Annotated in this window: 21 protein-coding genes; 16 read left to right on the top strand and 5 right to left on the bottom strand. The window is 38.9% G+C overall.

What is annotated here, in order from left to right:
- Positions 1–5: 5 nt before the first annotated feature.
- The 4 genes from ACXAE4_RS20100 to ACXAE4_RS20085 form a co-directional block, all read right to left on the bottom strand.
- The gene (locus tag ACXAE4_RS20100) at positions 6–1,013 is read right to left on the bottom strand and encodes a FecCD family ABC transporter permease (RefSeq protein ID WP_098113438.1); all 1,008 of its coding nucleotides are present in this window, start codon (positions 1,011–1,013) and stop codon (positions 6–8) included.
- Positions 1,010–2,020 carry a FecCD family ABC transporter permease gene (locus tag ACXAE4_RS20095; RefSeq protein WP_154989226.1) on the bottom strand — a complete coding sequence of 337 codons (1,011 nt, stop codon included), beginning with the start codon at positions 2,018–2,020 and terminating at the stop codon, positions 1,010–1,012. The genes ACXAE4_RS20100 and ACXAE4_RS20095 overlap by 4 nt, the downstream gene beginning before the upstream one ends.
- An 81-nt stretch (positions 2,021–2,101) precedes the next feature.
- Positions 2,102–3,022 carry an iron-hydroxamate ABC transporter substrate-binding protein gene (locus ACXAE4_RS20090; protein WP_028413979.1) on the bottom strand — a complete coding sequence of 307 codons (921 nt, stop codon included), beginning with the start codon at positions 3,020–3,022 and terminating at the stop codon, positions 2,102–2,104.
- Positions 3,023–3,817: an ABC transporter ATP-binding protein gene (locus tag ACXAE4_RS20085; RefSeq protein WP_014460855.1), complete on the bottom strand. Its 795-nt coding sequence runs from the start codon at positions 3,815–3,817 to the stop codon at positions 3,023–3,025. It abuts the gene before it with no gap.
- 189 nt (positions 3,818–4,006) lie between these two features.
- Between ACXAE4_RS20085 and ACXAE4_RS20080 the strand changes: the two genes are divergently transcribed.
- The 6 genes from ACXAE4_RS20080 to ACXAE4_RS20055 all read left to right on the top strand — a co-directional run bounded on the left by ACXAE4_RS20080 (position 4,007) and on the right by ACXAE4_RS20055 (position 9,715).
- Positions 4,007–5,056, top strand: a complete 1,050-nt coding sequence (locus ACXAE4_RS20080) for an NAD(P)/FAD-dependent oxidoreductase (protein ID WP_098113436.1) — start codon at positions 4,007–4,009, stop codon at positions 5,054–5,056.
- A 154-nt stretch (positions 5,057–5,210) separates the two neighbouring features.
- Positions 5,211–6,398: a methionine gamma-lyase gene (gene megL / locus ACXAE4_RS20075; protein WP_033578482.1), complete on the top strand. Its 1,188-nt coding sequence runs from the start codon at positions 5,211–5,213 to the stop codon at positions 6,396–6,398.
- Positions 6,399–6,597: 199 nt separating this feature from the next.
- Entirely contained in the window at positions 6,598–7,842 is a 1,245-nt protein-coding gene (locus tag ACXAE4_RS20070; protein ID WP_154989224.1) for a Bcr/CflA family efflux MFS transporter, read from the top strand.
- Positions 7,843–7,960: 118 nt separating this feature from the next.
- The gene (locus ACXAE4_RS20065) at positions 7,961–8,803 is read left to right on the top strand and encodes an aldo/keto reductase (RefSeq protein ID WP_154989222.1); all 843 of its coding nucleotides are present in this window, start codon (positions 7,961–7,963) and stop codon (positions 8,801–8,803) included.
- A 139-nt stretch (positions 8,804–8,942) separates the two neighbouring features.
- Positions 8,943–9,428 (top strand): PaaI family thioesterase, encoded by a 486-nt coding sequence (locus tag ACXAE4_RS20060; protein WP_098113433.1) that lies wholly within the window; start codon positions 8,943–8,945, stop codon positions 9,426–9,428.
- Positions 9,429–9,466: 38 nt separating this feature from the next.
- On the top strand, positions 9,467–9,715 hold the full coding sequence (locus tag ACXAE4_RS20055) for a hypothetical protein (RefSeq protein ID WP_033578485.1): 249 nt from the start codon (positions 9,467–9,469) through the stop codon (positions 9,713–9,715).
- Positions 9,716–9,897: 182 nt separating this feature from the next.
- On the opposite strand, the gene zwf is transcribed toward ACXAE4_RS20055, so the two are convergent.
- Entirely contained in the window at positions 9,898–11,412 is a 1,515-nt protein-coding gene (gene zwf / locus ACXAE4_RS20050; protein WP_154989220.1) for a glucose-6-phosphate dehydrogenase, read from the bottom strand.
- Positions 11,413–11,576: 164 nt separating this feature from the next.
- Here zwf and ACXAE4_RS20045 point away from each other — a divergent pair, with 164 nt between their 5' ends.
- The 10 genes from ACXAE4_RS20045 (at position 11,577) to ACXAE4_RS20000 (ending at position 25,507) form a co-directional block, all read left to right on the top strand.
- The gene (locus ACXAE4_RS20045) at positions 11,577–11,942 is read left to right on the top strand and encodes a winged helix-turn-helix transcriptional regulator (RefSeq protein ID WP_014460848.1); all 366 of its coding nucleotides are present in this window, start codon (positions 11,577–11,579) and stop codon (positions 11,940–11,942) included.
- 199 nt (positions 11,943–12,141) lie between these two features.
- The gene (gene hxlA, locus ACXAE4_RS20040) at positions 12,142–12,783 is read left to right on the top strand and encodes a 3-hexulose-6-phosphate synthase (RefSeq protein WP_034266616.1); all 642 of its coding nucleotides are present in this window, start codon (positions 12,142–12,144) and stop codon (positions 12,781–12,783) included.
- A gap of 362 nt (positions 12,784–13,145) precedes the next feature.
- Positions 13,146–15,569, top strand: a complete 2,424-nt coding sequence (locus tag ACXAE4_RS20035) for a GcvT family protein (RefSeq protein WP_261765787.1) — start codon at positions 13,146–13,148, stop codon at positions 15,567–15,569.
- Between the two features lie 30 nt (positions 15,570–15,599).
- A complete protein-coding gene (gene solA / locus ACXAE4_RS20030; protein ID WP_154989216.1) occupies positions 15,600–16,760 on the top strand; it encodes an N-methyl-L-tryptophan oxidase in 1,161 nt (386 codons plus the stop codon).
- 66 nt (positions 16,761–16,826) lie between these two features.
- Positions 16,827–17,975: an aromatic ring-hydroxylating oxygenase subunit alpha gene (locus ACXAE4_RS20025; RefSeq protein WP_475236722.1), complete on the top strand. Its 1,149-nt coding sequence runs from the start codon at positions 16,827–16,829 to the stop codon at positions 17,973–17,975.
- Between the two features lie 81 nt (positions 17,976–18,056).
- Complete coding sequence (locus ACXAE4_RS20020) at positions 18,057–19,310, top strand: quaternary amine ABC transporter ATP-binding protein (RefSeq protein ID WP_028413967.1); 1,254 nt, start codon at positions 18,057–18,059, stop codon at positions 19,308–19,310.
- A gap of 2 nt (positions 19,311–19,312) precedes the next feature.
- Positions 19,313–20,176, top strand: a complete 864-nt coding sequence (locus ACXAE4_RS20015) for an ABC transporter permease (RefSeq protein WP_028413966.1) — start codon at positions 19,313–19,315, stop codon at positions 20,174–20,176.
- A 21-nt stretch (positions 20,177–20,197) separates the two neighbouring features.
- A complete protein-coding gene (locus tag ACXAE4_RS20010) occupies positions 20,198–21,079 on the top strand; it encodes a glycine betaine ABC transporter substrate-binding protein (protein WP_028413965.1) in 882 nt (293 codons plus the stop codon).
- 129 nt (positions 21,080–21,208) lie between these two features.
- The gene (locus ACXAE4_RS20005; protein ID WP_028413964.1) at positions 21,209–22,261 is read left to right on the top strand and encodes a pyruvate kinase; all 1,053 of its coding nucleotides are present in this window, start codon (positions 21,209–21,211) and stop codon (positions 22,259–22,261) included.
- Positions 22,262–22,753: 492 nt separating this feature from the next.
- The gene (locus tag ACXAE4_RS20000; RefSeq protein ID WP_034266623.1) at positions 22,754–25,507 is read left to right on the top strand and encodes a CHASE3 domain-containing protein; all 2,754 of its coding nucleotides are present in this window, start codon (positions 22,754–22,756) and stop codon (positions 25,505–25,507) included.
- Positions 25,508–25,515 lie beyond the last annotated feature (8 nt).

Here is a 25,515-nt window from a genome sequence, read left to right as displayed (position 1 = left end):
GTTTATTATTTTTTTAAAAGCAAATAAACAAAGTAAGGAGCACCGATTACGGCGGCAATAATTCCTGCCGGTATACCGTTAGGATCGGCAATGTTATGTCCTATTGTATCTGCAATCAGCAAAAGCCAGCCGCCTAGTAAAATGGCAACGGGAATAAAAAGCTGGTTCCTCGGTCCGACTAAGCCTTTGGCAATATGAGGAGCAAGAAGCCCAATAAAGGCCACGCCGCCTGTAACTGAAACTGCTGCTGCCGCTAATGCAACCGCGGCTAGAAGCAATGTTATACGCTCTTTCTCCATAGCGATACCGACTCCAATAGCTGCAGCTTCATTTAAGTTAAAAATGTTTAATGAATTTGCTTTGTACAATATAAAAGGAATCAAGACAAGAAGCCAAGGTAGAAGTGCCCATATAAAAGGCCAGTCTGACCCCCAAATGTTTCCTGCGATCCATTTAGCAATAAAATCAACTTTAGCACGATCAGCTGATGACATAATCACCACCATCATTCCAGAAAGAGCCATCGAAAAACCTACGCCTGTTAAAATAAGCTTCACAGGCTGCAGCCCTTGGCTTTTACTATATGAACAAAGGTAGATAAGACCAGCTGTAAACAAGGCGCCGATGAACCCTACTAACGGAAGAGCATACACGAAAGAGCCAGCTTCAATTGGAAAAAATAAAAAGAATACGGCAATTGCGACGCCTGCTCCTGAATTAATTCCTATAATTCCAGGTTCCGCTAAGTCATTGCGCGTAACACCTTGTAAGATAGCGCCTGATAAAGCTAGAGCCATTCCTGCTAAAAGAGTAATGATAATTCGCGGAAGTCGAATTGAAAAAAGAACGAACTCATCTGCAAAATTCCCTTTGCCAAAAAGAGTAGGAAACACTTTATTGTAAGGAAGGGGTGCATCACCGAGTCCCATTCCTATCACAACCGTTCCAAGAATCAAAACAGTGAGAAGCATCATAATTATTCGTTGTTTTCTAATAAGCGCTGGGTGAATCATGAGAATGCTTTTCCTCCTTTACGAACAATAACTAAAAAGAAAGGTAAACCAATCATCGATACAACTGCTGCTATCGGTGTTTCATAAGGAGCACTGACCGTTCGAGCCAATGTATCAGCGAGCAGCATAAACGCTGCGCCAGTGATAGCGGACATAGGGATAATAAAACGATAGTCAGTTCCTACAATTCCTCGTACAATATGAGGAATCATCAAGCCGATAAACACCATGTTTCCCACTAGCGCAACAGAAGCACCCGCAAGAAGAATCATGACGACAAATAAAATGGTTTTGACTTTTGTCGTTTGCTGGCCCAATCCTACAGCCACTTCTTCATTTAAACTCAGAATAGTAAGCTGCCGAGAAAGCAAAAGGGCAATGAATATACCTCCGAGAATAAAAGGAACAATGATTTGAAGCTGTTCCCAAGAAGTGCCTACCATTCCCCCAGCAGTCCACATCGATATATCTTTTGAAATTTTGAAATAAATACCAACGCCTTCTCCAATGGCATAAAGAAATGCTGAAACGGCAGCTCCCGCTAGTACAATTCGAAGCGGAGAAAATCCTCCTCTTTTTAGAGCAGCAATCCCAAACACTAGGATTGCGCCAACCCCGGCTCCTATAAAGCAAGCAATCGTAGTACCCAAATAATTTATAGCAGGGATCAAGGCAATTGTTACAGCTAAAGCCGCATTTGCGCCAGACGTTAACCCTAAAAGTCCTGGATCTGCAAGTGGGTTTCTTGTCATACCTTGCATAATAGCCCCTGATACTGATAAAGCAGCCCCCACAAAAACAGCGGCGATTTCACGAGGTAAACGAATATCTCTGATGATCGAAATCTGTTCGTTTACACTGCTTGATGAAAGTGCTAGCCATACATCTTTTATCGATATGTCAGCAGCGCCAAAAACCATTGAAGAAACAAACATTATGATGAATACGAGCAGCATACCTATTAATTTGTATAAAAAAGGAACGAAACGCTGATTGTCTTTTTTCATAACACACCCATCTTTTCATGTAAGAATAAATTTAGTAAAACAAAGTAAGAGGAATTCTAAAAAGAATTCCTCTTGAATGAATTACTTGCCAAGAAATTTTTGAGTAAAGAAATCTAGTTGATAATCTAATGTGATTGGATCATTAAAATAAAATTCTTTTGCATTTGCTTCAAATACGTGATTATTCTTTACAGCAGGAATATTTTTGTACGTATCTGTTTTCTCAAATGATGTATCTCCATCTTGGTTTTTGCTAAAGATTAAATAATCTCCGGCATATTCAGGAAGAACTTCTGGCGAAATCGCATAGTATCCATCTTTCAAAGCCATTTTCTTTACTTTCTCCGGCATTTTTAATTTCATTTCTTGATAAAGAATCTCCGTTCCGCGTCCCCAGTTATCCCCAAACACATAAAGCTGCTTGTCAAAGTTCTCAATAACTGAAACCGTGCTATCTTCGCCAATTTTAGCTTTGATATCAGAACCAGCTTTTGCCGCACGCTTTTTAAAGTCGTCTACCCATGATTGTGCTTCTTTTTCTTTATTTAATAGCTTTCCAATTTCTACATGCTGAGTAAGGTAATCTACTTTATCGTATGTATACGTGACAGTAGGGGCAATTTTTTTCAATTTATCAATATTTTTTGTAGTAGATAAGCCAATAATTAAGTCAGGCTTTAATTCAATGATCTTTTCTAAATTTTCGTCTGATACTTCTTCCACGCCTTTTAATTTCTTTTCAAAGCGGGGATTCATTTTAGACCATGAGTCTACTCCGACAATGTTAACACCTAAAGAAAGTACGTTACCTGCATAGGAACCTAACACAACAACACGTTTCGGATTAGCCGGAACTTTTACAGGGCCGTCTTCAGATTGATATGTGATCGTCTTGGATTCGCTGTTTTTGCTAGAATCATTTTTGCTTTCAGTTGAACCGCTGCTGCAGGCACTAATAAGTAATACGAATATAAGCATGAATGGAAGCAATAATTTTTTCATTTAGTTATCTCCTCTTAATAAGTTATACGTGATGCACATTGGTTTATTTGTTCTCGGATCTCGTCCAATTTCAGCGTCGATATGAAACACTTTTTTTAGAACGTCCTGCGTAATGACTTCTTCACATTTTCCGGCTTTGACAATTTCACCATCTTTTAAAGCGATAATATAATCCGCAAAGCGAGCGGCTTGATTTAGATCATGAAGCACCATTACAACTGTACGTCCTTGCTCTTTGTTTAATTTTTGAAGCAGCTCAAGCACTTCTAACTGATGAGCCATATCCAAGTAGGTAGTCGGCTCATCAAGAAATATAATATCGGTTTCTTGAGCTAAAGCCATCGCAATCCACACTCGCTGGCGCTGACCGCCTGAAAGAGAATCTACAGGACGAAACTTGTAATCTTTTGTTCCGGTTACTTCAAGAGCCCAGTCAATCGTTTGATAATCTTCTTTTGATAGACGCCCAAACCCCTTTTGATAGGGAAATCGCCCATAAGATACAAGTTCTCCCACCGTTAAGCCTTTAGCACTTTCAGGGGTTTGAGGGAGAATAGCCATTTTTTTAGCGAGTGCTTTTGTATGTTCTGTTGAAATGTTTTCGCCGTCTAAAATAACGGAACCGGATTGATGAGAAATAATGCGGGTAATGGCTTTCAAAAGCGTTGATTTGCCGCATCCGTTTGAACCAATAATTGTAGTAATCTTTTTGTCTGGAATGTTAACGCTTAAATTCTTTACTATTAGACGTTCACCATAACTAATATGTAATTTCTCTGTATATAGGCGAACCATATCTGACCCTCCGTTTACATTTAATACAACAAATACTTGATAATGATTATCAGTATCGTTTACTTTACATACTATAATTCGAACGTTTCCGGATGTCAATAGTTATTTTTATTGTCAAAACGTTGAAGAAGATGTATATTTAAATGAGAATGATAATCAATGACAATTGATTACGAGGAGTGAACGTGCATGATACACAATGAACTTTTTGATGTGACAATTATAGGCGGGGGACCGGCTGGCCTTTATTCTGCCTTTTATAGCGGGCTAAGGGAAATGAAAACAAAGCTGATTGAATATCAGCCAAAACTAGGCGGAAAACTTCACGTTTATCCTGAAAAAATGATTTGGGATGTAGGGGGCCAAACGCCTATTTCCGGTGCGAAGCTTATTGAACAGCTTGTGGAACAAGGACTGACGTTTGATCCGACTGTTGTTTTAGATGAGAAGATTGAATCCATTTCTCGCTTGAAAGATGGTATTTTCCAGCTGACGGGTTCTTCAGGTGAACATCATTACTCTAAAACCATTATCCTTGCTGTTGGAGGAGGTATTTTAAATCCGCAAAAGCTCAAAATTGAAGGAGCAGAACGTTTTGAAATATCAAACTTAAACTATACGGTTAAATCTCTGCAGCATTTTAAAAATAAAACGGTGATTGTTTCCGGGGGAGGCAATTCAGCCATTGATTGGGCAAATGAGCTAGAGCCCGTTGCTAAAAAGGTATATATTACGTACCGAAACAGTGAACTAAACGGTCATGAAGCACAAGTAAGACAATTAATAAACAGTTCGGCTCGGTGTCTGCTTAACACATCTATTACAAAATTAGTGGCTGATGCGACGCATGAATTTATTGAAAAAGTTGAGCTGACTAATCATCAAACCGGTGAGGTTTCTTATTTATCGATTGACGAAGTTATCATTAATCACGGTTATAAAAGAGATACAGAGCTGTTAAAAAACAGCGAACTACATATCAAAACCATTGATGACTATTACGTTGCAGGTAATGCAGCAAGCGAAACGTCTGTAGAAGGTGTATATGCAGCTGGAGATCTTCTCATGCACGAAGGAAAAGTCCATCTGATTACCGGCGCTTTTCAAGATGCTGCTAATGCCGTAAACAAAGCAAAACAATTCGTTCAGCCCTCTGCTGCTAAGACAGCTATGGTTTCTTCTCATAATGAAGTATTTAAAAAGCGTAATTCAATACTAATTAAACAGATGATGAAGTAAAGCGAGGTGCAGTGTGCATGTCGCTTCCTTCTCTACGGTGGAATTATCTACATAGATAGGCAGGGAACGAAAAAAGAAAAGAGAAATATAATAAAAGAAAACGCTTACATTTTTAAAAATGACACAGCGCTTGTTTGCATAAGGGGGAAGCCGTATGAACGAAAAAAAGAAATATCAGTTTGAAACAAAAGCCATTCACGCAGGGTACGAATCAAAACATCATTTTGATAGTTTAGCTCCACCTATTTATCAAACGTCTACATTTACATTTTCATCTCTAGAACAAGGTGCAAACCGATTTAGCGGAGAAGAAAATGGTTATGTATATTCTCGGTTATCTAATCCGACGGTCACCATTTTAGAAGAGCGTATGGCACAGCTTGAAGAAGGCGAAGCCGCTTTGGCATTTGGATCAGGAATGGCTGCAGTATCGGCTGTATTGATTGGACTTACAAAAGCAGGCGATCATATTTTATGTTCTAAAGGAGTGTATGGATGCACGTTTGGTTTACTGGAAATGCTTGAGGAAAAATATCAAATCCATCATTCTTTTTCCAACTTGGAAACTGAGGAAGAAATTCTTGCTGCTATCAAAGAAGATACAGCATGTATTTATATTGAAACACCGATTAACCCGACTATGACTTTAGTAGATTTAGAGTTAGTGACTTGTATCGCCAAACAAAAAGGAATTCCCGTGGTAGTAGACAATACCTTTTCAACTCCTTATTTGCAGCAGCCGCTGAAGCTTGGATGCGACTTAGTTATTCATAGCGCAACTAAATTTATTGGTGGACACGGAGATGTTGTGGCAGGAATTGTAGTAGGGGACAAAGAGGTTATTTCCGTACTGCGCAAAACGACGCAAAAAGATATTGGAGGTATTCTTTCACCATTTGATGCGTGGCTGTTACTCCGAGGCTTAAAAACACTGGCCGTTCGAATGGATCGCCACTGTGAGAATGCTGAACATATCGCAAAACAATTAAGTCTCCATCCCAAGGTAAAAGCCGTTTATTATCCAGGGGATAAAAACAGCACTGCTTATTCTCTCATGAAAAAGCAAATGAAAAAAGGAGGGGGGCTTCTCTCTTTTGAAGTGGAAGGCGGTTATAAAGAAACCGTAAAAGTGGTGAATCAGCTTAAGCTCATTTCCATTGCGGTGAGTCTTGGGGATGCTGAAACACTTATTCAGCATCCTGCCTCGATGACGCATGCAGTTGTGCCGGAAGAAGCTCGAAAAGAAATGGGCATCTCAAATGAACTTCTTCGTTTATCAGTTGGGCTGGAAGCTTGGGAAGATATTATGAGAGATTTACAGCAGGCATTAGATAGTATATAAAAAACAGCGCTTGGAGGAATTTCAAGCGCTGTTTTTTATGTTAACCGTATGTAGTTGTAGTTACTCATACCTCCTTCTTTGCCAGTGGAACTTTATCTGCATCTCTAGACAAATGTCCTAGACAGAAGGGGTGCCTTTCAATAGACTAGAGGTTATCTGTGAAAATACAATATTTAGGTAAGGAAGGTGCTCTGCTATTATGCTTCATAATCCAACTGGAAAAAAACGTCTAGGATTGGCGTTTCTTCTCAGCACGCTTGCGATATTAGGTCCGCTTAATATCGATATGTATTTGCCAAGTTTTCCAGCTATTGCTGATCATTTAGATGCGCGAGCTTCACTTGTACAGCTTAGCTTAACATCGTGTTTACTAGGACTTGCCGTTGGTCAAATCGTGATTGGTCCAATCAGTGATGCAAAGGGACGAAAAGGACCTTTACTCATCTCCATCTCTTTATTTATGTTATCGTCATTGCTCTGTGCACTGGCTCCTACTATCACGGCTTTAGTTATCGCACGCTTTTTGCAGGGGTTTACGGCTTCGGCAGGAGTTGTTCTTTCTCGCGCCATTGTCAGAGACGTTTTTAGCGGAAGAGAACTTACGAAGTTTTTTGCTCTGTTAATGGTTATCAATGCCTTTGCACCAATGATAGCACCGATGGCCGGAGGTGCTATTTTACTTCTTCCTTTTGCAAGCTGGCATACTATTTTCTTGTTTTTAAGTTTAATAGGTCTTTTAATTGTTTTAACAATCTCAATGCGTTTAAAAGAAACTTTGCCCATTGAAAATAGAACACCAAGTTCAATTGGTCATTCTGTTCGCACAATGGGCAGTTTATTACAAGACCGTTCTTTTATTGGGTATGCCCTAACTATCGGACTGGTCCATGGAGGAAGCTTTGCTTATGTATCAGGCACTCCATTTGTCTATCAAGAAATATACCATGTTTCTCCGCAAGTTTTTAGCATTTTGTTTGGTATTAACGGCTTGGCTATTGTGACTGGAAGCTTTATTATTGGGCGCTTTAGCGGAATTATCCATGAAAGAAGCCTGCTTCGCATTGCCGTGATTACGGCTGTAAGTGCTACTAGCGTACTTCTTATCATGACTATGCTTAAAGGACCGCTTGCTACGATTGTTATTCCCATTTTTATTTACATGATCTCTATAGGAATGACGATCACAGGCTCGGTGACATTGGCAATGAAAAATCAAGGACATAGAGCAGGGAGTGCAAGTGCCGTGTTAGGTATGCTTCCATTAACTTTAGGATCAATTGTTTCTCCTTTAGTAGGGATCAACGAAACAACAGCGATTCCGATGGCTGCTATCTTATTTAGTACGGCGCTTTTAGGTTTTGTAGCTTTCTTTACGTTAACTAAAAACAAGAAAGAAGCAGAAAAGTGCGAAGTTAATGAGTTTAAAACGGAGGTTTCTCCGTAATCGCTTTTTGGATTGTTTTAAAAGCATCACTCCTTTGTGAAAAGGAGTGATGCAAATTTATTCAAGTATTGGATAATATATGCTAACCTTAGGGCATGATCGAAAGGAGTGGATAATAATGAGTAAAGTAATTCCTGAAATAACCCTTAATGACGGGGTAACCTTGCCTGCTATAGGTTTTGGTACATACAAGCTTAACGGAAATGAAGGAGTCAACGCTATAACGAGTGCGATTGATGTAGGGTATCGTTTAATCGATACTGCTTATAATTACGAAAATGAAGGCACTGTGGGGCAAGCTCTCCGAAAAACACCGGTTTCTAGACAAGAACTATTTGTTACCTCTAAACTCCCAGGGCGATACCATACGTATGACAAAGCAATTCCTACCATTCAAGAATCTTTATATCGCGCGAATTTAGACTATTACGATTTGTATCTTATTCATTGGCCTAATCCTAAACAAGATCATTATGTAGAAGCTTGGCAAGCACTGATTGATGCGAAGCGCTGGGGCTTGATTCGTTCAATTGGTGTTTGTAATTTTCTTCCCGAGCATATTGAGCGATTGGAAAAAGAGACGGGCATTTTACCAAGCATCAACCAAATTGAACTTCATCCTTTTTTTAATCAACATCAATACCGAAATTGGTATCAAGAAAAAAACATTCAAATTGAATCTTGGAGTCCACTAGGACGAGCGAGTGCTGTTTTAGAAAATGAAACAATTAAACAAATTGCAGACCGTCATAATAAGACAGTTTCACAAGTGATTTTGCGATGGCATTATCAGCTAGGAGCGATTGCAATTCCTAAATCGTCATCCCGCAAGCGGCAGATTGAAAACATATCGATTTTTTCATTTTCTTTAGATGAAACGGAGATGAATATGCTTTCAGAATTGAACCGCGAAGATGGAAGACTTAATAATCAAGACCCCGCTGCCTATGAAGAATTTTAACGATAAGGCCTCACTTATTTTTTAAGTGAGGCTTTTCTTCTAAGATTTTTAGTTATGTAAGCTTGAAAATAGTCCGTTTAGTTCTAACGATTGTAAGAGAAAATGTGTTAAAATATTCCGAAAAAAGGAGTGGTGAACCATGGAAAAAGTAGTAAAAGCGATTCAAGACGAATATCCGGATGATTTTGCATGGTGTTACGGCTGCGGCCGATTAAATCAAGACGGCTATCATTTTCGGACAGGATGGCTAGGAGAAAAAACAATTACCCTTTATACACCTAAGCCTGAACATACAGCTATACCAGGATTTGTATATGGCGGACTTCTTGCATCACTGATTGATTGTCATGGAACAGGCTCTGCATCTCTTGCTCTATACCGTAAAAATGGCTGCGAAATAGGAGATTCAGCAGAGCCGCCGCGGTTTGTTACCGGTTCTCTCCACGTAGATTTTAAAAAACCAACGCCACAGGGTGAAGTACTAAAAGCGATAGGAACCGTTGAAGAAATTCACCCGAAGAAATGGAGAGTTAAAACAGAAGTATACGCGAATGACATTATTGTTGCGACCGGAGAAGTTGTGGCAGTTGTTATGCCAAATACGTTTAAACGCCAAGAAGACTAAAAAATGCAAAACAGTTACATAAAAGAGGAGGAAAAGGTATGGGTAAATGTAATTTAGACCACTCGGTAGAAGATGTACATCAGAAGTTTAATTCGCAGTCACAGTGGCTGCCAGAAGATATTCGTTCATTATTTCATGAGTTTCTCGTGCGAAACCCTTCGCAAACAACATTAAACGAGATGTTTCATTTGCTGAAGAAATATGATTTGGTTGATGAACAAGAAAGAAAAGAGCGAGATCGAAAAATCAAATGGCTGATATTAAATAAAGAAGATACGAAGATTTAATTTTTTAAGTGTCATAGATTTAGCCAGGTGAAGTTATTTGAAACATGTACAAAAAGAGGATGGAACATGAATGTTTTAGTTAAAGGAAGGTCCGAACAACGTATCATTCGGATCTTTCCATTGTTTTAGTTATGTCTCAATCTCTTTTTATAGATTAGAAATAATCTAGGGTAATTATAAAACTACCACCACTTAAACCCATCTTCTTCTAACAAATGCTTTGAAGCTGTTGGTCCCATTGTACCAGCAGAGTAAAAATGAAGAGGAAAGTCCTCATTGTTAAAAGCTTCTAAAATAGGCTGCACCCATTTCCAAGATAATTCAACTTCTTCCCAATGAGCAAAAAACGTGGAGTCTCCCTGTAGAGCATCAAATAACAGCAGTTCATAAGCTTCTGGTACTTCTTTTTGATTTGTGGAGAAATTGATAAAAATAGGTTCGATTTTATTGCCATTCAAAGGATTTTTGCTGTTTAATTGCAGCGAAATACCTTCATTTGGGCTGATTTCGACAACTAAAAGGTTAGGAATGATTTCATCGGCTGTATAAACCTCCTTTAAAGGATGTTTAAATTCAATGACGATACGCGTGCATTTTTTACTCATTCTTTTTCCCGTGCGAAGATAGAAAGGCACTCCTTTCCAAAGCTCATGATCAATCCATACCCGGACTGCTATAAATGTTTCATTGACGGAAGCAGCATTGATGCCGGGCTCTTCTTTATATCCTATAACGGAACAATTTTGGATTTTTCCCGCTTTGTATTGACCTCTTATGACGTTCGAATGGATAACCTCTTTTTGTAGAGGGCGAAGGCTTTTCATAATTTTTATCTTTTGTTGGCGAGTCTTTGCGATGTTAAGTGTCTTTGGCAGCTGCATGGCAGTCATCATAAGCATTTGAAGCATATGGTTTTGGAACATATCCCTAATTGCACCGGACTGATCATAGTAAGGCGCTCTTTCTTCTACACCAACTGTTTCACTAGCTGTAATTTGGACATTTGCAACGTAGTGATGATTCCATAGTGCTTGTAAAATAGGGTTTGCAGCTGCTAGAGCCTCCAAATTTTGAATCATTGGTTTTCCCAGATAGTGGTCGATACGATAAATCTCTTCTTCATTGAACGTTTCAGTAAGCTTTTGATTTAACACTTGAGCAGATTGTAAATCGTGTCCGAAAGGCTTTTCGATAATAAGACGTTTCAAGCCTTTTGTAGATCCTAATCCGCCGCTATTTATATTTGAAGCAATAACGTCTACAAATTCAGGAGCCACTGATAAATAGAAAAGACGATTTTCAGGAATATTTAATTCTGCTTCACCTTCTTGAATAGCATGCAGCAACTGGTCATATCCATCACTGTTGGTAACATCCATTTTATGATAGCGAACTGTCTTAAGAAATTCTTTTACCTTGGATTCACCTTGGCTAAAGCGCCTTGAAAAAGTCTTTACGGATTCTCCTACATATATTTGAAAGGCATCATTAGACCAGTTGCTTCTACCCGTACCAATAATAGAAAAGGAAGAAGGCAGCTTTTTATCTAAAAATAAATTATATAACGCAGGAAAAATTTTTCTTTTAGCTAAATCTCCTGTTGCTCCAAATAAGATAAAGGTCATGGAATCCACTTCTAACGCTTGTGGTAAATGAGACTTGAGACAATTATCACGTGAACGAGCTACGCTGTCCAATTGATCTCCTCCTTTATTTTAACGGTCTATTGCAGTGAATATAGTCTTTTACCATCTTTACAGATTACAGTATAGCAGGTACAATTTTCCTTTATAAGTAGACACTTTATTTTCATATAGTGTCTAAAACTATACTATTACACATAAAAAGGGAGGAAAAAGGATTGAGCAGACTTTTTAGCAAAACGTTTAACTGTGAAAAGGAATTAACGTTGACGATTATTGGAGGCAAGTGGAAAATGTTGATTATGTGGCATCTAGGAAAAGAAGGAACAAAGCGATTTGGTGAGTTAAAATCTATGATGCCGGGAATTACTCAGCGAATGTTAGTAAGTCAGCTGCGAGAATTAGAAGAAGATCAAATCGTTCACCGAAAAGTCTATCCGGTTGTACCTCCAAAAGTTGAATATTCCTTGACTGAGCACGGGAGAAGCTTGATGCCCATTCTTGAAAGCATGGACGAGTGGGGAAAAAATTATATGGAAACCTTTATAGAACCTGAAATGAATAACTCCACACATATGGGATAAAATCTTTTCTTGAGAAGGTTACAAAAACGCCTTTATTATTCAGAATTTTCTAAAATAAATGCAAGTGATAAGATACACGCATCCATAGTATATTTTTAGTGACTATATGTTTTAAAAGTGCCTACTTTTTTTTTGAAAGTAACGGTTTTACAATGAATTCATGCTAGGCAACCTCATTTAATGAAGGAGTGAAGCAGGTATGGAACTTCAATTAGCATTGGATCTTGTAAACATTTCAGAGGCAAAAGAAGTAGTGCAGGAGGTTCAAGAGTATATCGATATTGTAGAAATTGGTACTCCGGTTGTGATTAACGAAGGGCTAAAAGCAGTCAAAGAAATCAAGGAAGCATTTCCGTCTTTAAAGGTATTAGCTGATTTGAAAATTATGGATGCAGGTGCTTATGAAGTCATGAAAGCTTCTGAAGCGGGTGCTAGTATTATTACCATACTTGGCGCTACTAACGATTCGACTATAAAAGGCGCTGTAGAAGAGGCCAAAAAACAAGGAACACAAATTCTTGTCGATATGATTAATGTAAAAAACCTTGAACAACGTGCAAAAGAAGTCGATGCACTCGGTGTTGACTATATTTGTGTACACACAGGGTATGATCTTCAAGCTGAAGGAGAGACTCCGTTTGAGCAGCTTCAAACGATTAAACGAGTTGTGAAAAATGCAAAAACAGCGGTGGCAGGAGGTATTAAACTGAATACACTTCCTGAAGTCGTGCAGTCACAGCCGGATCTTGTGATTGTAGGAGGGGGGATTACAAGTGAAAAAGACAAAAGAAACGTTGCAGAAGAAATGAAAAAAGTAGTCAAACAGGCAACTTTGGTCTAAAAATAAGCAAAAGTATTTAAGCCTTCAAAATTAATTAATCGGTAAATGGTTTAAAAAGAAGATAGCTAAGTTATTTTAGCTATCTTCTTTCCGTCATTTTTGATATAACCATTCATTGATAAGTGTCATTTTGACAGATAGATAGTTTCTTTAAAATTCGTTATTCGAAAGAAAAAAACGGCGATTTTTCTGGTATTTTAAAGTTAAGAAAGCGTTATCCGAACATTAGCGGAAGAAAGGGCAAAAAAATCTATGTCACACTTTTTAACAAAATACTTTGAAAATTATGAATATTAAAAATATAATTAACTATCGACAATATTTAACATCTTCAAACCAAAAAAGGAGGGAGATATAAAGTGATGGAACATAAGAAAATAGTAGTGATAGGAGCTGGAATTGTCGGGTGCAGCATTGCCTACTATTTAAGTAAAATGGGGCAACGAAACATAACAGTGATTGAGCAAGGCCCTTTGCTAGAAACAGGAGGATCTACCTCTCACGCTCCGGGGCTTGTATTTCAGCTTAGCTTTTCAAAAATCCTGACAACACTAGCTTCTCAAACAGTCGAGACCTTTAAAGAGTTGAGTACAGATGAACAGCGCTCGTTTTATCCTGTCGGCAGTTTAGAAGTTGCCCGTACACCAGAGCGATTAGAAGATCTAAAGAGAAAGGCTGGTGTTGCCAGCTCATGGGGAATCGAAGCTTTTCTTCTTTCACCGCAGGAATGCGCGGAAAAAAATTCGTTGATTTGTCCTGATCGTATTTGCGGAGGTCTCTATGTTCCGTCAGACGGTATTGCTAAACCTTTGCATGCCGTTGATAAAATGACTCGTTTTTCTAAAGAGTGCGGAGTAGAGTTTTACGGTCATACAGAAGTGACGGATATTGAAGTGACAAAGGGTCAAGTAAAAGCAGTGTACACAAGTGTCGGGAAATTCGAAGCAGATGTAATCGTATGCTGTGCTGGATTTTGGGGACCTCGCATCGGAGAAATGGTCGGTGTAACGATCCCTCTTCAGCCAATGGCTCATCAATATGTGTTTACAAATGATTTATTTGAGTTGAACGGAGAAACGGAAGAAGCCGCCACTCCTCTTATTCGAGATCAAGATAATTCAATTTATTTTCGTCAAGTAGAAAAAGGGCTTGGGATTGGATCATATCAGCATGAGCCGTTTCCAGTCGAACTCAGTGATATTACAAAATACGGAGAAACAAAAGAAATGCCTTCTGTTAAACCTTTTACACCAAAAGATTTTGAAAAACCGTGGGAAGATTCAATAGAGTTAATTCCGGCATTAAAACAAACGGGAATAAAAAAAGGAATGAACGGCATTTTTTCATTCACGCCCGATGGTATGCCGCTGCTTGGTGAATCACAAACGATACAGGGATTTTGGGTAGCAGAAGCTATATGGGTAACGCACTCTGCAGGTGTCGCAAAACAAATGGCTGAATGGATGATGAATGGTGCGCCGACTGTGGATTTAGAGCTATGCGACATTAATCGTTTCGATACGTATGCATGCAGCCCTGCTTATTACAAACAGCGGTCTATTGAAGAGTATGAAGAGGTTTATAGTATTCACCATCCATTTATGCAGCGAAAAGTATCGCGAAACATGCGCGTGAGTCCATTTTATATGCGTCAACAAGAACTGAAAGCTTATTTTAATGAAAAAGCAGGATGGGAGCAGCCCCAGTGGTATGAAGCTAACTATCCGCTTATATCTACTTATGAAAAGATGATGGTAATAAGAAATGGATGGGCTGCTGAATATTGGTCACCAATTATTGAAGCTGAACATTTGCATACTCGTCAGCACGCAGCTCTTTACGATACAACGGCAGCAAAGAAAAGGTTAGAAATTAAAGGAGAAGGAGCTCTCCAGTTTTTACAGAAGCTAACGACAGGAAATATAGACATTGCAGTAGGTCAAAGCATACGCACGTGTATGTTGCATGAGCGAGGCGGCATAAAAGATCAAATAACGGTTATTCGCAAAAATATATCCACTTTCTTGATTGTTTGTACGGGAGCTGTAGAAGCAAGCTGGATTCAAAAACACGTGCCACACAGCGATCAAGTTGTTTTTCAAGATGTAACGTCAGGGACATGCAGTTTAGCATTAATTGGCCCTAAAGCTACAGGAGTAATGAAGTCCATGGTTCAACGCTCAGACCTTGGCAACACTTGGATTGAAGGGCAAGCGAAAACGCTGTTTATCGAAAATGTTTCAGTCCTTGCTCTGCGTGATTCCTGCGGGGGAATGGAGAGCTGGGAATTAATTACGACTTCCGATCAAGGTCTGAATTTATGGGATTTATTAATGGAAGAAGGACAGCCTTATCAGCTGATTGCTGGGGGAGACCGAGCTCTTGAAAACCTTCGAATTGAATCTTTTTCGTTAAAAAGCGGGAAAGACTTTTGGAGCGAACATCATCCATATGAAGTCGATCTTCATGAAATGGTTGATTTGACAAAACCAGTTTTTATTGGAAAAGAGGCATTGCTTGATCGTCAGCGAAAAGATTCTGAAACAGTATTAGCGACGCTCGTATTAGATGATCCTTCAGCGATAGTAATGGGATATGAACCGGTCTTTTATGGAGAAACGGCCCTCGGATTTGTGACAAGTGCTGGCTATTCATACAGCTTAGGCAAAGGAATTGTACACACCTTATTATCTCAAGCTGTACATGAAGAAATGGTTTTAGAAGTTGAATACTTTGGTCAGCGTTATAAAGCAGCAATGATGACACACTCCCCAGCGGTAGTTTAATTGATCAATCGAAAGGCAGGAGGAATGCAGATGTCAACACATTATGATGTCATTATTATCGGATTAGGAGCTATGGGGAGTACGGCTGCTTATCAGCTCGCCAAAAAAGGGCAGCGGGTATTGGGGTTAGAACAATACGGTCCTGCTCATGATCTAGGATCGAGTCACGGCGGTTCTAGAATTATTCGGCAGTCGTATTTTGAAGACCCTGCTTATGTTCCATTGTTGCTTCGCGCCTACGAATTGTGGAATGAAATTGAAAGAGAAAGCGGTCAAGAAATTCTTACGGTTACCGGTGGACTTATGATGGGACCTCCTGATAGCTTGACGGTTTCTGGAAGCATCGAAAGCTCTAAACAGTGGAATCTTGCGTATGAGATTCTAGAAGCAAAGGATATTTACAAACGGTTTCCGGTATTTACACCTTCACCTGCTACGGTTGCTCTATATGAAGAAAAAGCTGGATTCGTTAGGCCGGAAGCAAGCGTATATACTCACCTTCTTCAAGCAGAAAAATACGGAGCTGAGCTTCATTTTTTTGAAGAAGTGGTGTCGTGGGAAGCCCATCCTTCTGGTGAAGGCGTGCGTGTTGTAACAGCTAATGGAATATATGAAGCTGGAAAAATCATTATTTCTGCAGGCGCCTGGGCACCCGATTTATTACGGGAATTAGGTTTTAGCTTACAAGTAGAGCGTCATGTGCAAATGTTTTTTGAACCAACACAAGGAATAGACGTTTTTTCAGTGGGAAAACAGCCGATTTATATTTGGGAAGCAGATGATTATGTACAGTTGTATGGTTTCCCTTCTTTTGGATTAAAGGCTGAAGGAGCAAAAGTGGCGTTTTTCCGAAAAGGAACGGCGTGTACGCCGGAAACGATTGATCGAAATATATATGAAGATGAAGTGAACATGATGCGGCACTATCTAGCTCAAGGTCTTCCGCAGCTCAACGGTCGGTTTTTACAAGGGAAAACGTGCATGTATACCAATACACCAGATGAACATTTTGTCATTTCGCTGCATCCTGAATATCCTCAAGTAGCAATTGCAGCGGGATTTTCCGGACATGGTTTTAAGTTTGCAAGCGTAGTAGGAGAGATTTTAGCAGATTTAGTGACAGAGGGAAAAACCAATCACCCAATTGATTTGTTTGCTCCGCAGCGATTTGCGGCGAACAAAATAGTATAAATCGTCGTCAGCTCTTGCGAATGGTTCTATTTAAATGTTTCTAAAGAAGCGAAGGAGGAATAGCAGATGGTTATGGAACATGGTTTAGTAAATGATAATGGGAGACTTGAGCCCACGTTGAAAGGAGAGCTGTATACATCTTCGGACATTTTTAAGTTAGAAAAAGATCATATATTTTCTAAATCATGGAGTTTAGTTGCATTTGAATACGAAATAGCAGAACCAGGACAATATATTACAACGAGAGTTGAAGGCGAAAATATTTTAATTACTAGAGGAAAAGACCATATACTGCGAGGATTTTTAAACGTATGTCGGCATCGAGGAGCTAAGCTGTGCAGCCAAGCATCCGGTAAAGCAGGGGTCATTCGCTGTCCGTATCATTCGTGGAGCTATAGCTTAGATGGTGATTTAGTAGGTGTTCCTAACACAAGCCACTGTCGAGAAGAACTCGTGCATAACGAAAGTTACGGACTAACATCCGTTCACATTGAAATGTGGCACGGCATGGTTTGGGTTAATTTATCAGACAATCCGATATCTGTTGAATATCAGCTAGACGCACAAATTTTTGATCGTTTTGGAGAGCTTTATACGTTTGCTAGGTATGAAATTCAAAATTTAAAATCCGCTCATCGTGAAGAGTACGAAGTCGAGGCAAACTGGAAGCTTATTGTAGAAAACTTTCAAGAATGTTATCACTGTTCCTCTATTCACCCTGAGCTTACGGCAACGCTCCCTGAATTTCGTTCGGGAGTCGGCACTCAAAATTCAGTAGGCGGTGGAGCTAAGTTTGGCAATGAGTTAGAAGGTTTTTCAATTAGCGGGAAAGGAAGCCGTCCTATGTTAAAAGGGTTGCTTCCTGAAGATGACCGCACGTATTTTGGCATTACCGTTCTGCCGCTTGTATTTATCAACTTAACACCAGATCACGTTATTATTCATCGTATTATTCCAATCAGTGCAGAAAAGTCCAAAGTAATTTGCGAATGGTTATTCGACCCGGAAGAAATGGCTAAGCCTGATTTTGACCCAAAAGATGCCGTGGAATTATTTCACCGCGTTAATTTACAAGATTTTGAAGCGTGTGAGTGGTGTCAAGAAAATATGAGCTCAAAATCTTATAAAGAAGGAGGGATTTTAGTACCTATCGAACAGCACGTTTCGCATTTTTACAATTATGTATTAGAAGCAATCGGTATGAAGGTCGAATAGTAAATAGAAGCGGTCTGGCACATTATCTCGGTGTGCCAGACCATCTCTAACAATCTACTTTAAAAATAAGGGGGAAATAAATTGAGTACAAGCTCTAAACTAACAGAACCCATTATCCGCGTTACCGATGTTTCAAAAGTGTTTGGCCGTCAAAAAGAACAGGCTCTTAAGCTGAGAGAGTCTGGACAAAGTAAATATGAAGTCGAACAAGCTACTAAGACAACCGTTGCTATTTACAATGCTCATTTCGAAGTGAAAAAGGGAGAAACCTTTGTGTTAATTGGATTATCAGGAAGCGGTAAATCTACTTTACTTCGATGTTTGAACGGACTTATAGAACCAACAGAAGGGACGGTATATCTAGAAAATACAGATATTTCTCATATGCCAAAAAGACAGCTTCAGCAAGTACGAAGAAATAAAATTGGAATGGTATTCCAAAATGTAGGCCTTCTTCCAAACCGCACCGTAATTGACAATATTACGTTCGGTCTAGAAATTCAAGGCGTATCAGCAAGCGAAAGGGAAAAGCGAGGGAAAGAGGCGCTTGAAATGGTGGGGTTAAATGGACAAGCTTATAAAAGAATTTATGAATTATCAGGAGGTATGCAGCAGCGGGTTGGATTAGCGAGAGCCCTTGCTTCTGAACAAGAGATTTTGCTGATGGATGAGCCTTTTTCGGCGTTAGATCCTCTTATTCGAAGAGATATGCAAAAGCTATTTCTTGATATTCAAGGAGAAGTACAAAAAACAGTTATCTTTGTAACGCATGATCTAGATGAAGCATTAACTTTAGGGCACCGGGCTGCCGTAATGAAAGACGGAGAGATTGTACAGCTTGGAACGGCTGAAGATATTTTAAGTCAACCCGCAACCGATTATGTAAAACTGCTTGTTCAAGACGTTAATTACGGCAAAATCCGCCTTGCTAAAGACGCTGTTATTCCGGTAGAAACGGCTGCCTATGAGTATGAATCACCACAAGTTATATTAAGAAGAATGAGAACCAATCATTTATCTACGATTTTTGTTCTTGATAGTTCTGACCGCTTATTAGGTATGATGAGCATCTATACAGTGATGGAGCTTATTGAAGCTCATAAGCATGATTTAAAAGGAAAAGCATTGACACAGCCGCATTGCGTCAATCCTGATATGTCTTTACAAGAAATGATTCCTCTATTTACAGACAGTCATTCGCCTGTAGTCATTGTTGATAATCATCATCGCCTACAAGGTATGATTTCCCCGAGCACTCTTATTGCAAATCTCACTGAACGTATTGCAGTGACCGAGCAGCAAGAAGTTAAATCATATCAAGTGGAGGTTCGATAAATATGATGGTGAATGCTGCGATGATTCCTCGTATTCCTTTAGATAAATGGGCAAATTCATTTGTTGATTACATGATTGATAGTTTTTCAGGTGTATTTACTGGAATCAACCAGATAATGACCAGTTTAATCAGCAGCCTTGAATGGGCATTGACAGCCTCTCCTCCGCTAGTAACTGTCCTTGTTTTTGTTCTATTAGCGCTATGGTTGACAGATTGGAAGATAGCTGCATTTACGTGTTTTGGGTTACTTCTTATTATTAGCTTGGATTTATGGGAAGCATCAATGCTGACCTTATCTCTCGTTTTAGCTTCTACGATTATCTCACTTTTATTCGGCGTTCCTTTAGGCATATTATCACACCGCTTTAACAAAGTGGGGGCAGTCATAAAGCCTATTCTTGATATTATGCAAACGATGCCTGCTTTTGTTTACTTAATTCCTTCCGTACTTTTATTTGGATTAGGGAATGTTACAGCTCTTATTGCTACGTTTATTTTCGCAATGCCGCCTGCCGTTCGTCTGACGCTGCTTGGGCTTCAGCAAGTTCCGCACACCACTTTAGAAGCAGCGGAAGCTTTTGGAGCGACAGAATGGCAAAAATTAATTAAAGTCCAGCTGCCGCTCGCTTTGCCTATGATTATGTCGGGTGTAAACCAAGTTATTATGCTATCACTTTCGATGGTTGTTATTTCTTCCATGGTCGGTGCGGGAGGCCTAGGTGCAGAGGTATTACGAAGCATCAGTATGCTGGATGTAGGCTTAGGGTTTATCGGTGGGATTGCGGTTGTTATTATTGCCGTTATCTTAGATCGTTTAACGCATCTTTCTACTCGAAAAAGCCAAGATATTCAATCAAGCAAATAAAATGGATAAAGGTGGGATTAGATGAAACATTCAAAAAAAATTTCTTTTATTATGCTAACAATCGTCGTCATGCTGCTTGTCTCTGCATGCGGAAATAGCAATACGGCAAGCGGCACGACGACTAAAAAAGAAATTACAATTGGGTACATACCATGGGACGAAGCCGTAGCCGTTACGTTTTTATGGAAGGAATTATTAGAGGAAAAAGGCTATAAAGTTAAAGCAGTTCAAAGTGACGTAGCCCCGCTTTTCTCAGGAGTTGCTCAAGGAAATATTGATTTATTTTTGGATGTATGGATGCCTACTACCCATAGTTCTTACATGAAAAGATTCGGAAAACAAGTAGACGTTCTCGGCACTTGGTACGATCAAGCAGACAGCGGATTAGCCGTTCCCGACTATGTAGACGCGCAGTCGATAGGTGATTTAAAAAATAAGAAAGGGGAGTTTAACGGAAAGATTATTAGCATTGAACCGGGATCTGGAATCAATGGTCTTACGAAAGACCATGCCATGCCCAGCTATGGGTTAACAGACTGGAATTTAGTAGAGAGCAGTACAGCTGCGATGCTATCGGAATTGGATAAAGCCATTGCTAATAAAGAACCTATTGTTGTTACGTTATGGCGCCCGCACTGGGCTTTTGAAAAGTATAATCTCAGATACTTAAAAGATCCCAAAAATACGATGAATCCAACTGGACCTGAGAAAATACAGTCAATCAGTAAAAAAGCTTTTAAGGAAGATTATCCAGAAGCAGCAAAGTGGCTTAAAGATTTTTCGATTAGCGCTGATCAATTGGCATCATTAGAATCAGAAATTAACAGTGCAAAAGACGAAACAAAAGGCGTGAAAAACTGGATTTCTAAAAATAAGAAAGTGACGGAAAGCTGGGTAAAGTAATAAAAAGGCTGTCTCTTAGGCAAGTTATTGACTAAGAGGCATTTTTTTGTGGTGATATACCTATTTTTGTATAAAGCTTATCTCTTTTATGGAAATGGGCATCCTACATTAAAAGGATGGTGAAAGGCAGTGGTAATCGATAGAATCTGTACAATCGGACCTGTTAGTAATAAGAAAGATGTACTAGAGAGACTGTTGGAAAAAGGAATGACAATTGCTCGGCTGAATTTATCTCATGGGTCGCATGAAAGTCATAAAACAATTATAGATACGTTAAGATCTTTAAATTCCTCTATTCAAATTTTAGGAGATTTACAAGGTCCTAAAATTAGACTTGGAGTGATAAAGTCAAAAGAAATAGTGTTAAAAGAAGGCGCATCTTTTATTTTATATACAGAGCAGATGTCAGGAAATGAAAAAGGAGCCAGCGTTGACTATAAGGGTATCGTGAAGGATGTTCAAACAGGAAGCAAAATCTTAATCAATGACGGTCAAGTAGAACTGGCTGTTGAAGGAGTAGAAGAAGATACACTTGTCACAAAGGTAAAAAAGGGCGGATCTATTTCGTCTCATAAAGGCGTGAATTTGCCAGGTGCTCGCGTCGGTTTGCCGGCCATTACTGAAAAAGACAAAAAAGACATCGTATTCTTATTGAAAGAAAAAGTAGATTTTCTTGCTTGTTCGTTCGTAAGAACCCCTGAACATTTAAAAGACATTAAAGATTTTATCCATTTAAAACATCTAAATGCACCAAAGCTGATTGCGAAAGTGGAAACAATGGAAGCTATAGAAAATTTCAAGCAAATATGTGAAGAAGGCGATGGAATTATGATTGCACGAGGAGATTTAGGGGTAGAGCTACCGTATGAATGGATTCCTTTGCTCCAAAAAATATTAATTCATGAATGCAGCTTGCACGATAAATATGTGATCACCGCGACACAAATGCTTCAATCAATGGTGAGCAGCGCAATTCCTACAAGAGCCGAGGTGACGGATGTGTTTCAGGCAGTACTGGACGGCACGAATGCAGTGATGCTTTCTGCTGAAACAGCAGCTGGGAAATATCCGATTGAAAGCATGGAAACACTTTATAAAGTATCACATCTTGCTGAAACGCTTCAAAATAAAAGAGTTGCGAGCTCCGCAGAGATTTTGGCAATGTTAAAGAGCTCGAGATAAAAAGTACAGCAAGTAGATATGTAAGTTTAAAAAATATATTTAAATTAAAAAAAGTGGCAATGTTTTCTGCTATCCAAGTACAATTCAATTAATGAATGCTTTGCATTTTGCATATAAGTATTTATACCTATGTTGTCATAATTTATGTGATTCCCCAAAGCATAAATTACTTTTCATTACCTTATTGTGTACAAATATATTATGAGATAAGCCCATGCTTGTACAGGCATGGGCTTATCTTTATATAGCGTTTTAAAACGTCAATTTCTAATTGGGGAATTAATCTTCACCTCTTGCACAATAAATATTCTTCTGTACAAAAATAGAGTGTATAATAGGAATGTTGACTTGATAGGAAAAAGAGAGAAGCCTTATCAAGCAAAGGAAGATGGAGTGGAGAGTGTGTACTGAAAGTGAAATTGTCCAGCGGCAAAAATAAACATGTTTTTCGAATGCTTCTAGAAGAATATCTAGAATGAAAGTAGGAACATTATGGAAAAGAAAATGAGGTTTGGCATCAAATCCAAAATTATTATTGGATATTTAATTGTTATTGTCTGTTTATTTATTGCATTTATTGTTTTAAACAGTCAAATTTCATCTTTGCAAAAAGAGCGAAATTTTATCATTGATCATGATATTGAAGTCCATGATCTGACCAATCGAATTGAAAAGCACCTGCTTGATATGGAAACCGGACAAAGAGGCTATATTATTACAGGAGAAGCGAGTTACTTAGAACCTTATAACAGTGCAGCAACAAGTTGGGAAAAAGATTATAATGCGCTGTATCAGCTTCTAAATAATAATCCAAATCAGCAGGAGAAACTGGAGAAGATTAAAGGAAGTATTCAAGACTGGATTGAAGCTGCTGGTGAACCGACCATTGCATTAAAAAAAGAAAATAATACAAAAGAGCTTCAGCAATTTTTTGAGAAAGATCCTGGGCGCCAGTATATGGACGATATACGCAGCCAGTTTACTTCTTTTAGAAATGTAGAGAAAAAATCGACTGAAACAAGAGCAACAGAGTTAGACGAGAAAAATCAAAAAATTAAAATTGGACTTTACGGTTTGCTGTTATTCGTTACGCTTATTTCACTTGCTATCGCTATTGTGTTGTCTAATTCTATTGTGAATACGATTAAAGAAGTTACGCAAACGATCAAACGAATTACGGCTTCAAAAGGCGAGTTAAAAGGAAGAATTAAAGTTCGATCTAATGATGAAATTAAAGATTTAGGGCTAGCCACGAACGCGTTGTTAGAAAATATTGAAGAGCGAAACTGGCTTCAAACGAACATTGCTCATGCTGTAACGATGTACCAAGGCATAGCATCTGTAGACAAGCTTGCGGAAAAATTTCTCTTTACGGTTTCAGAAATGACACAAGCTTCTTTCGGAGCATTTTATGTTCGAGAGGAAAATGATAAAGGAAACTTATTCGTCAAACAAGCTGCTTTTGCAGATAGAAAAGGCGACGCGGGAAGAGAGAGCTTTTTGATAGGCGAAGGGCTTATTGGACAAGCTGCTTTAGAGAAAAGAACCTTTGTCATAAACGATGTACCTGACACGTACCAGCTCATTACTTCAGGATTAGGAGACGTAAAACCTAAGAGTATTTTTATTGTACCCGTCTTGTTTGAAGATGAAGTAATTGCTGTTATCGAGCTTGCATCGCTGCACGAGTTTACAGTTTTAGAGCAAGAACTTATTAGTCAAGTGATTGAAACGTTTGGTCTCACTATCAATGGCGTAATTAGACGTATGGAAATTGCTCGTCTATTAAAAGAATCTCAGGCGATGACAGAAGAGCTCCAAGCTCAGTCTGAAGAACTTCAAACACAATCAGAAGAACTGCAAATGCAGTCTGAAGAGCTGCGTATGATTAATGAACAGCTAGAAGAAAGAACAAAAGACGCAGAAGAAAAATCGTTTGAATTAGAGGCTGCAAAAGAAGATTTAGAAGAAAAAGCGCATCAGCTGGAGTTGAATTCTCAATATAAATCTGAATTTCTTGCTAATATGTCGCATGAGCTTCGAACACCACTTAACAGCATTCTTATTCTGTCTGAAATGCTTGAGGAAAACGCAGCTAAAACGCTATCTGAAGATGAAGAAGAATACGCTCGTATTATTCATTCTTCAGGAAAAGACTTGCTCGCATTAATCAACGATATCTTGGATTTATCAAAAGTAGAGTCTGGAAAACTAGATATTTTACTAGCTGAGATGAATATGAGTGAGCTTCCAGATCAAATCGAACGTAATTTCAGCCACGTTGCTGAACAGAAAAACGTACAATTGAAAATTAATAAAGCACAAGATGTACCGGACATCATTCACACAGATGAAAAGAGATTCCAGCAAATTGTGAAAAATCTTTTATCAAATGCATTTAAATTTACGGAATCGGGATCTGTCACAGTATCCATTCAACGAGTAGCTGACCATCGTCTTACAACAGCTATGCGTACAGTTGATACGGATTGCTGGCTAGAAATAGCTGTAGCTGATACAGGGATTGGTATACCAAAAGAAAAGCATCAGCTTATCTTTGAAGCGTTTCAGCAGGCAGATGGAGCTACGGTCCGCAAGTACGGAGGAACGGGACTTGGCTTATCTATTTGCAGTGAGTTTGCAAAATTATTGGGCGGCTGGATTTCTCTAAGCAGTGAAGTAGGAAAAGGAAGTACGTTTACACTCTATCTTCCTAGTCTCTCTAATGGTCTTATTGACTATGAAAAAGTGAATTTTGCATATGAAGAAGTAGCGGTATCTGTAGAAGAAGCTGAACCTGAAGCAGAAATAACTGAAATTGATCATCCTGTACAACCAGTTGAATCTTCACTGCAAGATGGTGAAAATGTGTTTCAAGATAAGCGAGTGCTCATCGTAGATGATGACCAGCGCAACATCTTTGCCTTAAAAACTGCGCTAGCTAAACAAGGTATGACCATTATGACAGCTCATAACGGAATAGAGTGTCTTGAAATGATGGAAAATAGTGAACCATTTGATCTCATTTTAATGGATATTATGATGCCGCAAATGGATGGATATGAAGCCATGCAGAAAATTAGAGGAGAGCTAAAGCTTGTTGATTTGCCTATTATTGCATTAACCGCTAAAGCGATGAAAAACGATCGTGAAAAATGCTTGGAAGCTGGAGCTTCAGATTATATCAGTAAACCTTTAGATTTAAATCAGCTGTTCTCCGTTATGCGTGTATGGCTAGTAAATTAAGCGGGGTA

The sequence above is a fragment of the Priestia sp. ABM2_011 genome, from assembly GCF_056158845.1.
Note: the sequence above shows the minus strand (reverse complement) of the source record. Positions and strands in the feature narration are given on the sequence as shown.